Genomic DNA, 12,372 nt, shown 5'->3' with positions numbered 1-12,372 from the left:
GATTTATACCTTATCCAAAAAAGTCCGTGGTTTGGAGTTGAGTTTTTTAAACTCAGAAGGAGTCATTCCTGTTTCTTTTTTAAACTGTGAAGATAAATAGGCAACGCTGCTATAATCCATCAAATCTGAAATTTCCGAGAGGCTTAATTCACCATAAGAAATCAATTCTTTGACCTTTTCGATTTTTTGCTTTGTAATAAACTTTTCGATGGTAATCCCTTCTACCGTGGAGAATAACCGGCTCAAGTGAGAATAATCATGGTGGAGTTTCTGAGCTATCAGGGTAGAAAAATTCTCATTCCTTTTGGAATCATTATGCTGAATCTCCTCAATAATAAAATCTTTGATTTGAGAAATTATTTTGGCACTCTGGTCTTCCAAAAGCTCAAATCCCAAAGCTTTAAGTTCTTGGGATAAGGTGTTTTTCATCTCTTGAGTTAAAGAATTTTCTATCCAAACTCCTCCCAATTCAATTCTTTGTACAGGTATTTGAAGTTTTTGAAATAGGTCTGAGACAGCGCTGACACATCTCTGACAAACCATGTTTTTTATTCTGATTTCTGAGCTCATTTTTCCTGTGATTAAATAGTTAACAGGGCTTAGGCAAAAATAAGTTCAAGGATCAGAAAAAGGAGAGAAGGACAGAGTAAACATCCCAGACCGGTATAAAATGTAGCGGTCACAGCTCCATAAGGTACCAATTTGGGATCTGTTGCTGCTAATCCGGCGGCTACTCCACTGGAGGTACCCATTACTCCTCCATAGGCCATGGCAGAAGCAGGGGATTCCAATCCAATTTTTTTTGCAAAAATTGGGGTGAAGATGGTAACAGCAATGGTTTTAACTACACCTGTAGCTATGCTGAGAGCGATCACTTCTGAACTGGCACCTAATGCTCCACCTGTGATCGGTCCTACAATATAGGTGCATGCTCCTGCGCCGATTGTGCAAAGACTTACAGGATCCCGGTAGCCAAAAGCCCAGGCAATAGCTACTCCGACTATGAAAAAGAGAAATATTCCCACTAGAAGAGAAATAAAACCCAATAGGCCACTTTTACGAATGAGAAAAAAACTAGCTCCCATGGCTGTGGCTACGATGGCAAAATCCCGAAACATGGATCCACCTAAAATAGCCAATCCGCTAAAATGAGGTACATCAGAAAAGCCTTTTTGTCCTCCTGTAATTTCACCTCCAATGTACCCAAGTATCAATCCCATGAAAATAGCAATAGCTGAACCCGGGATTCTCTTTTTGAAAAGGACTCTGGATAGAAAATCTGTCAAAAGAGTCAATAATCCAATAAATAGGAAGGCTAAGATTAATCCGTTTTTATCAACGATTTTCAACAATTCATCCATGAGCCGATTTGTCGAAGTTCTTGATGAGGATAGGGAAAATCATTAGACTAATGAAAACCGGAATTATTCCAGCTAAAATGGCTAGTGTTCCCGCAGAAACAGCAGACTTTACATTGAGGCTGGCTGCCATGGCTATTACTACCGGGATGTAAAGTTTTCCCCAGAAATCGATCCCAAATTCCATTTCAGGATTGAGGAGTTTCTGCTTGATCAACCATTCTTTTGAAAGTAAAAGTATGATCATTGCGAAACCCACTCCACCGACATTGGCATTGATTCCTAGCCAAGAACCTAATAGTTCTCCCATCCATTGTCCGAGCAAGAAAGAAAAAGCTAACAGTGCTAAGCCCTTAATCATACCTAAAAGAGTTTTTTGAGTTCATTTTTGGTGACTTTGCCCATGACATTTCTTGGAAGGTCTCCCAAGAAAATATACTTTCTGGGTGTCTTATAGGCAGGCATTCGTTCTCTGAGCCATTCGGTTAATTCATGAGTATCTAGTTCTTGATCACAGACCAAACCTGCAACCACAAGCTCTCCCCATTCTTCATCTGGAATTCCAACTACTCCACAGTCCTTGATATGATCATGCTTTCTCAATACCTCTTCTATTTCCAAAGCTGAAATTTTATATCCTCCTGATTTAATGATATCTACAGAGTCTCTTCCGAGAATTCTGAAATAGCCATCTTCAACTTCTGCTATGTCGCCAGTTTTAAACCAGCCGTCCTCTGTAAAAGCTTTTGCTGTCGCTTCGGGTTTACCCCAATATTCCTTGAAAACACAGGGACCTTTTACTTGAATCTCACCAGGATGACCTGGCAGGACGATCAATTCTTCTTCGTTGACCAGTCTAATATCTACTCCTGGGAGAGGAAAACCGATGTGTCCTGCTTTTCTGACTCCTTCATATGGATTACTTATGGCCATCCCAATTTCTGTCATTCCATATCTTTCCAATAAATAGTGCCCAGAAATCTGCTTCCATTTTTCCATCACAGAAACAGGCAGAGCCGCAGAACCAGAAACCATTAACCTGAATTTGGCCAACTGGGAAGAAAGTAATTCTTGAGCTTCCTTGGATAGGTTTTCATAGGCTGTAATCAACTTGTAATAAATGGTTGGAACTGCCATGAAAACATTGACTCTGCCAGATACAAAAGCATCCAGTACTTTTTCTGCAGAAAAAGGGTGGATGAATTCGATAGTTCCACCAGCAAAAAGGCAACAGGATAGCACATTGATAATCCCATGGACATGATGAAGAGGCAAAATCCCTATCGTATAATCTTCCTGAGACCAATTCCAGGCATCTACCAAGGTTTTGATTTGAGATTGGATGATCCGATGTGTAGTCAAGACTCCCTTTGGGAGATTGGTTGTTCCAGAAGTATATAAAATCATGGCTCCTCGGTCTAAAGGAACTTCAGGAAGTGGTCTGTTTTGTTCTTCAATATTCTCAATTTTAGATACCTCAATCCCAATGAGGTTGTCTCTTTCCAATAGCGGCCGAAGGACTTCTTTATATTCTGATCCATACATCAAAATGGAAGCTGAAGTGTCATCTATGACATAAGTCAAAGAGGGGAGAGGGTAGCTAATACAGAGGGGAACAGCGATTCCTCCAGCCATCCAAATGCCCCATTGGATTTTGACATAATCAAAGCCAGGAGAAACCAAAAATGCGACCCTCGCTTCATTTAAATCTGATTTTTTGTAATGTTGAAGCAGTTGAAAGGCTACTTTTTTTGATTCTTCGAGCAATCGGGAATAAGTATAGGAACCTAGAGAGTCAACGATAGCAGTCTTTGAAGAATATTTGGCGGCATTTTGGATCAATTGCATTTCTTGGATTTTGTTAAACCCCCAAGATAAAAGCAGAAATGAATATATACCTTCTAATTACAAAAGTTTCTTTTTGAAAATTTTTGAAAATTAGAAAAAGAAAACCCCGACTGAGTGAGAGGCCGGGGTTTATGCTTTGTTTGAGGTAATTTACTTTTTAGCAGCAGCAGGAGTTGGAGCATTATTTACTTTTGTTCCTTCTTTGAGTTCCTTACTAACTACAAAGTATGGACCTGAAATCACTTCTTGCCCTTCCTGTAGTCCTTCCAAAATCTCAATGTTTTGGAAATCAGAAATTCCTGTTTTTACTTGAGTCATTTTGGCTTCTCCATTGTCCATGATGTAAACCAATTCCTTCATTTTGGTAGTCCCATCAGATAATGTATCCAATTGATCTTCTCTAGTGGTAACCGCTGATAATGGGATGGAAAGAACATTGTCTTTTTGTGTGGTAATGATCTCAACAGAAGCAGTCATACCTGGACGAAATGGATAAATATTTCCTTCGGCTACCAGGTCAGCATAGGAGCTGTTCAAGATTCTGATTTTTACCTCGAATTCTGTAACTGCATCCGCAGAAGCTTTGGTGTTAGCAGTATTCGCAATGCTGGTTACGATTCCTTTGAATCTTTTCCCTGAGAAAGAGTAGGCATCCACATCAATGATAGTAGTATCTCCTTTGCTCAATCTTACAATGTCATTTTCATTGACATCTACTCTAACTTCCATCATGGACAGGTCAGCTATGGTTAGCATTTCAGTACCTGCCATTTGCTGGGTTCCAACTACACGTTCACCTTGTTCCACCAAAAGGTTGGATACGATTCCATTCACAGGCGAATAAACGTTGGTAAGACGAAGGTTTTCTGCAGCCTCATTTACGGAGGCCTGGGAACTTTTTACAATGAATTCAGATGCAACAACACTTTGTTTTGCAGCTTCTAGATCTTTTTGAGCAGAAGTGTAATCCGCTTGAGCTTGCTCAAAATCTGACTGAGAAATCGCCTTTTCCTCATATAGTTTCTTCTGACGATTGTAAGTCAATTCTGTTCTGGTAAACTGTGCTTCAGCTCTTTGAAGACTGGCTTTGGATTGTGCCAAATTTGCCTGTTGTTGGTTCAAGTTTGCTTTGGTTCTATCCAATGCAGAAATGAAGTTGTCAGGACGGATTTTTACTAAAAGCTTTCCAACTGCCACTGAATCTCCTTCTTGAACATTCAATTCAATAATCTCACCAGCAACGTCTGGACTTAGGTTAACTTCAATTTCCGGCTGAATTTCTCCTGAAGCACTTACTTTTTCAACGATTGAGTTTTTTCCCACCTTGGATACCTCCACATTGATCACGTTTTCACCGCCAATCCATCCCATTGATCGACCTATGACTGCGACTACGATGATTAATCCAACTCCTCCCAGGAGGTAGTATAGTAACTTATTTGATTTTTTATTGGCCATGGTTTAGTTGAGGTTGATGGGGTTACCCAAATAGAAATCTAAAACTTTTACTCTGAAAATGTAGGTGTATTTCGCATTTAATAGTTCTGCCTGTGCGTTGAAATAATTAGCTTGAGCTACTTGGAAATCCACCGAATTGATTGCTCCCAAATCGAATCTTTGTTGTGCAATTCTTAAAGATTCCTCTAAGCTGTTTACACGAGTGACTGAAGCACTGTAGGATTGTTGAGCTGCCAATGCTGAATTATAGGCAGATTCAATGTCTTGTCTCAATTGATTTTTTGTTTCCAATTCTGTTACTTCAGCTAATTGTTTTTGAACTCTAGCTCTTTGTAAAGATGCTTTATTATTGAGTTGAGAGAAAATTGGAATGCTTAATTGCAGGTTGACAGACTGAGACAGGTTGTTTTCAATTTGAGTTCCAAAGTTTGGTCTTTCCGTTCCAAAAACTCTATCAACATAGTTTGAAAAAATATTGGCACCTACCCCTAAAGTTGGATAGTATGCGCCTTTAGCTGCTTTTACTCCATATTCTGCACTTTCAATGTTTTTGGAGGCAGCCTGAATTTCAGGCATGACGTCTAAAGCAGATTCATAGATCATCATTGGTGTTTCAGTTGCCATCAAGGCTTCATTTATTTCCAATTTTGGTTCAATAACTTCAAAATCATCAGTAAAAGGAATCTGCATTGCTTGAGCCAAGTTGAGTTTGGAAATTTTATAAGCATTTCTTGCATTGATCACCTCAAGTTCATTTGAAGCATTTTGCGCTTGTAAATCCAATTGATCAGAAAATGGAAGGGAACCCGCTTCGACCAATTTTGTGGTTCTCGATAGTTGATCGGCAGTAGTCTTCAATTGATTCTCTGCAATTTTTACCTGTTCCCGATTAAAAACCACGTTAATAAATAAATTGATGATATTTAAAGTGATGTTATTTCGAGTGGTTTGAATATTGAATTCACCCGCCTCAATACTAGCTTTTGCTTGATTGATATTGTTGCCAATTCTTCCTCCTGCAAACAATGTCAAATTAGAAGAAGCGGATAAATTGATGTTTCCAATTCTTTCAGTTTCAAAAAGGTTAGTAACGGGGTTGATTGATCTACCCCATCGATAGCCGGAACTTGCTCCGGTTGAAAGAGATGGATATCTGTTTCCTTGATTTTGTAGTAATGTGGCCTCGTTTGTAAGTTGGTTCAACTCACTCCTCTTAAGCGTTAAGTTATTTTCCAGTGCTATCCCAACAGCTGTTTCAAGGTCAATTGGACCAGAAACTTCTTGAGAAAAAGCATAAGAAAATGAACCTGCGACCCAAATGAGGCTTAATAAAAGTCTTTTCATGTGGTAATTATAGGTCAATATCAGGAATATAAATTAATTCTTTAATCCATGGCAGGGATCTCAGATATTCCAATGTAATGGGCTGGATTCCTGAATCCATTTCGATTACATGGCAAGCTAGATCATTTTTTCCTTTTCGGGAAACTGACATGGTGGCTATGTTGGTTTTCTCCTGAGCAATCACCGATGAAATAAAGGCAATCGCACCAGACACATCATCTGCCTTGATGATGAGCGTATGCATTTGAGCGGAAAAGTTGGCCACGAAGCCATCAACTTCAGCAATATTAATCAATCCTCCACCCAAACTTTCTCCTACTACTTCAACTTTTCTATCTCCTTTTTTTAGGTTGAGTTTGATTGTGTTAGGATGATGGACTGAGGAATTTCCAATTGATTTAAAAGAATATTTGAATCCGGTCTCTTCAGCAATTTGAAGTGCCTGTTTGATACGTTCATCATCGGTCTTGAAATCCATCAGTCCGCCTATGATTGCTCTATCACTTCCATGACCTTCATAAGTTCTGGCAAATGAATTATAAAAAGTGATTGATGTTTCTTCAGGCATACCGCCTAAAACTCGGATAGCTGCACGAGCTATACGAACTACACCCGCAGTGTGGGATGAAGAAGGTCCTATCATTACCGGACCAATCATATCAAAAATACTACTTTTACCAGCCATCGCCCCAAATGTCCAATTATGATGCTAATCTTAGGAAAACTATTAATTCCTGCCAAAAATGATAATAATTGAGTGATTAAATGAAAAATTAGAGGGTAATTTCTACAAATTTAATAGTATTCTAAATTGACAGTTTTTAATACTGTACGATAATGAACGACAAAATGAGCGTTTTCGAAACAATTTTGACAAAAGCATACAAATCAACAGAATGGAATAAAGAAAAGACATTAACCTCTCCAAATAGGGGCGTTTATTTTGGGGATGGACTTTTCGAAACAATGGTATATCAAAATGATGAATTGAGATTTTTTGGCTTCCATCTGGACCGCTTGTTGGAAGGAATGAAACTCCTGGGATTGAATGAGTCTAAAATAAGTCCTTCTGAAATTATCGAGCATTGTAAGTCAATTTATCAAGGTGAGCCATTGAGAGTCCGCTTGACAATTTTTAGAGATGGGGTAGGAAAATATACGCCGATATCAGAAGGTTTTACTCAAATTCTTCATTTGACAAAGCTTGATAAAGCTCCTAAAATCAAGTCCAAAGCCATAGTTTCCAAGAAAGTTCGGCTCAGTTTTAATAGTTTCTCTCATTTGAAAACTACCTCATCTTTAGACTATGTAATGGCAAATAAAGAGAGACAAGAGCAGAAAGCTGATGAAGTGATTTTGTTAGATTCTTTTAAAAATGTGGCAGAATCAGGAGCCTCCAATATTTTTTGGTTGAAAAAGGGAATAGTTTATACTCCTTCTTTGGAATCTGGATGTATAGCCGGTATAAGCAGGCGAGTACTAATGAAAGAGCTAATTGGAAAAGGAAAAGAAGTTTCAGAAGGATTGTATCCGTTGTCGGAATTGCTTCAGGCTGAGTCTGTTTGGGTTAGTAATGTTTCTGGAATAAGTATGATTGAATCCATCGAAAACAGTGAATTTGATACTGAAATGCCGGATTTTCTCAAAGGATTACTCTAATTGTTCTCGAAAATTAGATTTGAGATTTTAAGTCCTTTCAATGAAAGTCTTATATTTAACGGCTTATATTTTATCAATTAGTCAATTCACCAAAAACTGTTGTAAAAACCCAACCTAACCTATGCTCTTAGAACCCTTAGACTTAGCGGTATTCATTGGATACTGCTTGTTAATTGTCGGCATGGGCCTATTTGTTTCCCAAGAGAAGAAAGGCCATGTCAAAAACTCTTCAGACTATTTCCTTGCATCCAAGGCTCTTCCTTGGTGGGCAGTAGGGGCTTCATTGATCGCTTCGAATATTTCAGCTGAGCAATTTATTGGAATGTCAGGTTCTGGCTTTGCGCTGGGATTGGCCATTTCTACTTACGAATGGATGGCTGCCGCTACCCTTTTGGTAGTAGCGATCTTTTTCTTGCCCGTTTACATCAAAAAAGGAATCTACACGATGCCTGGGTTCTTGCTGGATCGCTATGATTCACGTGTAAGAACCACCATGGCTATTTTCTGGCTTTTGCTTTATGTATTTGTAAACCTGACTTCCGTTCTTTATTTGGGGGCACTGAGTTTAAATACTATTCTAGATGTTCCTTTAACTTATGGAATCATTGGATTGGCAGCTTTCGCAATGATTTATTCCATCTATGGAGGTTTGAAAGCAGTAGCATGGACTGATGTTGTTCAGGTTGTTTTCTTGATCGTTGGTGGTTTGGCTACTACCTACATTTCATTACAATTGGTAGGTGATGGAGATGTTTGGGAAGGGATTAGCTTATTGAAAAAAGAAGTTCCTGGACATTTTTCAATGATTCTTTCTAAAGGAGAAATGATGATTCCAGATGGATCTGGTGGAGTTAGAGATGCTTATTTGGATTTGCCAGGATTGAGTGTGTTGATAGGAGGAATGTGGATTACCAATTTGAGTTATTGGGGCTTTAACCAATACATTACTCAGAGAGCTTTGGCAGCTAAAAGCTTAGATGAGGCTCAAAAAGGGATGATTTTCGCAGGTTTCTTAAAATTGTTGATGCCATTGATCGTGGTAATTCCTGGAATTGCAGCTTTGGTGATTGTAAATAAAGGAATGGATACGGGCTTCATTGAATCCATGAAAGATCCAGCTACAGCTATCATCAAATCAGATCGAGCTTACCCAACCTTGCTTCAATTGCTTCCAGTTGGTCTGAAAGGCCTTGCTTTCGCCGCTTTGACAGCAGCTATTGTATCTTCTTTGGCTTCCATGGCAAACAGTACATCCACCATTTTTACAATGGATATCTATACGAAGTATTTTGGTAAAAATGCTTCTGAAGTAAAACAAGTTAGGGTTGGTAGAATTACCGCTTTGGTTGCATTTATCATTGCGGCTATTGTTGCACCTGCACTCGGTCAGCTTGATCAAGCATTCCAATTTATCCAAGAATATACAGGCTTCATTAGCCCAGGTGTATTTGCGATTTTCTTCTTTGGAGTTTTCTGGAAAAAGACCACTTCCAATGCCGCATTGGTGGGAGCTGCATTAAGTATTCCTCTTTCCGTAGTTCTTAAAATTGTATTCCCTGCATTGCCATTTATTGATAGAATGGGGATTGTATTCCTTATTTTGGCAGTTTTGATGATTGTGATTTCGTTGGTAGAAGGGAAAGGTAAGGATCATCCTAACAGTATCGAGATCAATAAAGAATTGTTCCAAACCAGTACCCAGTTTAAGGTTGGAGCCTTTTTGATCACAGGAATTATTGCAGCACTTTATACAATCTTCTGGTAAAATGAGAAAACTATTATTAGGTCTTGATATCGGAAGTTCTTCAGTAAAGGCTTCCTTATTAGACGCAGATACAGGAAAATCAATTATTTCAAAAGCATTCCCTGATCAAGAACTGCCCATAGAATCACCTAAGAGCGGTTGGGCCGAGCAAGATCCTGAGATGTGGTGGAAGTATGTGATGGAGGCAAGCAAATTTGTCCATCAAAAAGCTGAAGTCAAAAAAGGTGAATTAAAGGGAATCGGGATTGCCTATCAGATGCATGGTTTGGTCATTGTAGACAAAGATCAAAATGTCTTGAGACCTTCTATCATTTGGTGTGATAGCCGAGCAGTGGGAATTGGAGAAAAGGCCTTTCAAAATCTAGGAGAGGATTATTGTTTAAATAATCTTTTGAATTCTCCAGGTAATTTCACTGCCTCCAAGTTGAGATGGGTGATCGAAAATGAGCCTGAAACAGCTGCCAAAATTCATAAAATGATGCTCCCTGGTGATTTTATTGCTATGAAATTGACAGGAGAAATCTTGACATCAGAAACAGGACTATCTGAAGGGATATTCTGGGATTTTCAAAAGAATGGAATCAGCGATCAAGTGCTTTCCAATTATGGAATCAATCCTGACTGGATTCCTGAGGTAGTTCCTTCCTATTCTATTCAGGGAAAAGTAAATACTGCTGGCTCCATACTAAGTGGAATTGAAGAAGGTGTTCCGGTGTCTTACCGTGCTGGGGATCAGCCTAATAATGCCTTTTCACTTCAAGTATTGAAACCAGGCGAATTGGCAACAACTGCGGGGACTTCTGGAACCGTTTATGGTGTTTGTGATACACCTCTCCATGATCCAAAATCCCGCGTAAATACTTTTGTCCATGTCAACCATAAAAAAGAAAAGCCATCCTATGGAGTTTTACTTTGTGTGAATGGAACGGGGATATTGAATAGCTGGTTGAAGCAAGTCATGGGAGGAAATCATATCGATTATGATGAGATGAATACCCTGGCTTCATCTGCCGGGATTGGGGCTGAAGAACTATCCTTTATTCCTTTTGGAAACGGAGCAGAACGAATCATGCAAAACAAGCAAGTCGGAGCCCACCTATTGGGATTGGACTTGTTGAAACATGATAAAAGGCATGTGATCAGAGCGGCCCAAGAGGGAATCGTTTCGGCCTTGACCTTTGGGTTTAGAATCATGCAGGATATGGGCTTGGATTTGAAAACAGTAAAGGCTGGAAGAGCGAATATGTTTTTGAGTCCGATTTTCAGAAAGACTTTTATCCATATGAATCAGGTAAATCTTGAATTATATGATACAGACGGTGCTCAAGGTGCCGCAAGAGGGGCTGGAATCGGTGCCGGTATTTTCTCGTCTGAGGATGAGGCTTTTGCCGGATTGACTTTGTTGGAAACTTTCGAACCAAACGAGAATTTCTTCGAACCTTATGAAGAAGTTTATCTCCGCTGGAAAAACCAATTGGAAAGTATCCAAAAAATGAACTTATAATTGTGACAAAATAATTAAACCTAAGAACCTATTATGGCTAAGACTTATTTTTCTGGTATTGACAAAATACCTTTCGAAGGAAAAGAAAGCGACAATCCACTTGCATTTCGTTTTTATGACGAGAATCGCATAATCGGTGGAAAAACCATGAAGGAGCATTTCAAGTTTGCTATTGCTTACTGGCACTCCTTCTGTGCAACCGGAGCTGATCCATTTGGACCCGGTACGATTGTTCATCCATGGGATACAAGTGCAGATCCAGTGCAAAGAGCCAAGGATAAAATGGATGCTGCTTTTGAATTCATTACTAAAATTGGTGCTCCTTATTACTGTTTCCACGATGTGGACTTGGTAGATGAGGGACCATCTGTTGCTGAGTATGAGAAAAGAATGCAAATCATCACGGATTATGCATTGGAAAAACAAAAGGAAACAGGAGTGAAATTGCTTTGGGGAACTGCAAATGTATTTAGCAACCCTCGCTACATGAATGGGGCTTCGACCAATCCTAACTTTGATGTATTGGCTTATGCAGGTACCCAGGTGAAAAATTCCATTGATGCTACAATCAAGTTGTCTGGAGAGAATTATGTATTCTGGGGTGGTAGAGAAGGTTATATGTCTTTGCTTAATACCGACATGAAGCGTGAGACTGAGCATTTGGCTCAATTCCTGACTATGGCGCGAGATTATGCGAGAAAGAATGGTTTCAAAGGAACCTTCTTCATCGAGCCTAAGCCAATGGAACCAACCAAACATCAGTATGACTATGATGCAGCTACCGTTGTAGGATTCTTGAGAAATCATGGATTAGACAAAGATTTCAAATTGAATATCGAAGTGAACCATGCGACTTTGGCTGGACATACTTTCCAACATGAGCTACAAGTAGCTGCAGATGCAGGTATGCTTGGAAGTATCGATGCCAACAGAGGTGATTACCAAAATGGATGGGATACCGACCAATTTGCATTGAACCTTCAGGAATTGACCGAAGCAATGTTGGTAATCTTGACTTCAGGTGGTCTTCAAGGTGGTGGTGTTAACTTTGACGCCAAAATCAGAAGAAACTCAACAGATATGGATGACTTGTTCCTAGCGCATATCGGAAGTATGGATGCCTTTGCAAGAGGTATGTTGATCGCATCTGATATCTTAGAGAAATCTGATTATCTAGAGAGAAGAAAGCAACGTTACTCAAGTTATGATGCCGGAAAAGGAAAAGATTTCGAAGAGGGCAAATTGACTTTGGAAGATTTGAGAAATTATGCTGCTGAGGCAGGTGAACCAACTCAAATCAGCGGTAAGCAAGAATACTATGAAAATCTATTGAATAGATTTATCTAAATACTAATTAACCTATATCTATAAAGTCTGGCCCTGCAAAGGTGCCAGACTTTTTATTCAGTGGGTATTTGTAAAAAATCAAAACCGGG

The 12,372-nt window shown here is 39.3% G+C and carries 11 protein-coding genes; 4 read left to right on the top strand and 7 right to left on the bottom strand.

Going from position 1 to position 12,372, the window contains the following annotated elements; genetic code table 11:
* Positions 1–3 precede the first annotated feature (3 nt).
* From O0V13_RS04100 to sdaAB, 7 genes are all read right to left on the bottom strand, one after another.
* Positions 4–570 (bottom strand): helix-turn-helix domain-containing protein, encoded by a 567-nt coding sequence (locus O0V13_RS04100; RefSeq protein ID WP_268033721.1) that lies wholly within the window; start codon positions 568–570, stop codon positions 4–6.
* Positions 571–599: 29 nt separating this feature from the next.
* Positions 600–1,361 carry a malonate transporter subunit MadM gene (madM, locus tag O0V13_RS04095; RefSeq protein ID WP_268033720.1) on the bottom strand — a complete coding sequence of 254 codons (762 nt, stop codon included), beginning with the start codon at positions 1,359–1,361 and terminating at the stop codon, positions 600–602.
* The gene (locus tag O0V13_RS04090; protein WP_268033719.1) at positions 1,354–1,719 is read right to left on the bottom strand and encodes a malonate transporter subunit MadL; all 366 of its coding nucleotides are present in this window, start codon (positions 1,717–1,719) and stop codon (positions 1,354–1,356) included. The genes madM and O0V13_RS04090 overlap by 8 nt, the downstream gene beginning before the upstream one ends.
* A gap of 2 nt (positions 1,720–1,721) precedes the next feature.
* Entirely contained in the window at positions 1,722–3,206 is a 1,485-nt protein-coding gene (locus tag O0V13_RS04085; RefSeq protein ID WP_268033718.1) for an acyl-CoA synthetase, read from the bottom strand.
* Positions 3,207–3,356: 150 nt separating this feature from the next.
* The gene (locus O0V13_RS04080) at positions 3,357–4,664 is read right to left on the bottom strand and encodes an efflux RND transporter periplasmic adaptor subunit (protein ID WP_268033717.1); all 1,308 of its coding nucleotides are present in this window, start codon (positions 4,662–4,664) and stop codon (positions 3,357–3,359) included.
* A 3-nt stretch (positions 4,665–4,667) separates the two neighbouring features.
* Positions 4,668–6,008 (bottom strand): TolC family protein, encoded by a 1,341-nt coding sequence (locus O0V13_RS04075; protein ID WP_268033716.1) that lies wholly within the window; start codon positions 6,006–6,008, stop codon positions 4,668–4,670.
* A gap of 7 nt (positions 6,009–6,015) precedes the next feature.
* Positions 6,016–6,693, bottom strand: coding sequence for an L-serine ammonia-lyase, iron-sulfur-dependent subunit beta (gene sdaAB / locus O0V13_RS04070; RefSeq protein WP_268033715.1), 678 nt, complete (start codon positions 6,691–6,693; stop codon positions 6,016–6,018).
* A gap of 164 nt (positions 6,694–6,857) precedes the next feature.
* On the opposite strand from sdaAB, the gene O0V13_RS04065 reads away from it, so the two are divergent.
* From O0V13_RS04065 to xylA, 4 genes are all read left to right on the top strand, one after another.
* Positions 6,858–7,667 carry an aminotransferase class IV gene (locus O0V13_RS04065; RefSeq protein ID WP_268033714.1) on the top strand — a complete coding sequence of 270 codons (810 nt, stop codon included), beginning with the start codon at positions 6,858–6,860 and terminating at the stop codon, positions 7,665–7,667.
* A 121-nt stretch (positions 7,668–7,788) separates the two neighbouring features.
* The gene (locus tag O0V13_RS04060; RefSeq protein ID WP_268033713.1) at positions 7,789–9,432 is read left to right on the top strand and encodes a sodium/sugar symporter; all 1,644 of its coding nucleotides are present in this window, start codon (positions 7,789–7,791) and stop codon (positions 9,430–9,432) included.
* A gap of 1 nt (position 9,433) precedes the next feature.
* Positions 9,434–10,936, top strand: coding sequence for a xylulokinase (locus O0V13_RS04055; RefSeq protein ID WP_268033712.1), 1,503 nt, complete (start codon positions 9,434–9,436; stop codon positions 10,934–10,936).
* Positions 10,937–10,969: 33 nt separating this feature from the next.
* Positions 10,970–12,283, top strand: coding sequence for a xylose isomerase (gene xylA, locus O0V13_RS04050; RefSeq protein ID WP_268033711.1), 1,314 nt, complete (start codon positions 10,970–10,972; stop codon positions 12,281–12,283).
* Positions 12,284–12,372 lie beyond the last annotated feature (89 nt).

Origin of the sequence: Algoriphagus sp. PAP.12 (genome assembly GCF_026652115.1) — a bacterium.
Lineage (GTDB): Bacteria > Bacteroidota > Bacteroidia > Cytophagales > Cyclobacteriaceae > Algoriphagus.
The sequence above is the reverse complement of the archived record's forward strand: the minus strand, read 5'-3'. Positions and strand labels throughout refer to the sequence as shown.